A 1,004-nucleotide genomic window follows, 5' to 3' on the forward strand; every position below is an offset into this window, starting at 1 on the left:
GGCGGGAGGCCCCGAGCGGCACGTGATGATCGGTGACTCGCGGTCGGATCTCGTCACGGCCCAAGCGGTGGGGATGCCCTTCATCGGCTACCACCGCAAGGCGGGGGCGCGGGAATTGCTCGCCGCCGCGGGAGCGCCCGTGGTGCTGGAGTCGATGAGGGAACTGCTGGCTGCCCTCCCGGACTGAACGCGCTGCCCCGGCAAGCGCCCTGTTCCCCTGGCGCCCTCCTCCCGTTTACATGTTCCCTCCCTATTGGGAGTGGTTGAGGGCAAGATGGTGTATAGAGGCGCCGCTTTCGTGCCCCTCCGACCCGACGGACGGAGCGACGTGACCGGCCCGAACATGACCGACCCGGTATGACAGTTGACGCGGTGTCCGACGTACGTCGGCGGGCGGCCGGGTTGAGTGGCGGAGACCACGGAGTCGTACGGCCGCTCACGGGCTACCACCACGAGGCGTACGCCATTCCACTACCGCGGGGGAACGCGTTCGGTGACCGCTACGACCGGGCCAACCTCCGGGTCCCGCGACAGGGGGTGCTCTGGTTCGACCGGCGGTACTTCGCTTCGGAGGACCGGCTCCTGTTGGCGTTGCACGGCCGGATCGACCGGATTCCCGAGGTCATACGGACCGACGGCAGCGCTGTTCTACAGGGTTTTGTGGAGGGCCGGACCCTGGGGACCGGGTGGCCGGGAGGCCGGCAGATGTCCCCCCGTCACCTCGGCCAACTGGGCACCTTCTTCCATCAGTTGGTCTCCGTCGATCCGTACGGCGCGGACATCGCCCAGGTCCCCGTGCTGGGGCCCGGTCCGGACGACGGGGATTCGGCCGCCGCACTCGGACATCTCGTGGACTTCACCGAACGGCGGGTCTACCGCAAGCACGAGCAGCGGTACGGTCCCCTCTTCACTGCGCTCGGAGTCGCCGGCACGGACGGCATCGACCGGCTGCGTGAACGGGCCCGGACCCTGCGGGGACGCCCGTTCGCCCTGCTCCACGGCGA

The 1,004-nt window shown here is 69.4% G+C and carries 2 protein-coding genes; both read left to right on the forward strand.

The window, feature by feature from the left end; genetic code table 11:
* On the forward strand, positions 1-187 hold a 187-nt coding region (locus ACFXKA_RS43520; protein WP_379431988.1), incomplete at its 5' end, for an HAD family hydrolase.
* A 518-nt stretch (positions 188-705) separates the two neighbouring features.
* On the forward strand, positions 706-1,004 hold a 299-nt coding region (locus ACFXKA_RS43525), incomplete at its 3' end, for a hypothetical protein (RefSeq protein ID WP_379431989.1).

The sequence above is a fragment of the Nocardia sp. NPDC059228 genome (assembly GCF_042754245.1).
Lineage (GTDB): Bacteria > Actinomycetota > Actinomycetes > Mycobacteriales > Mycobacteriaceae > Nocardia.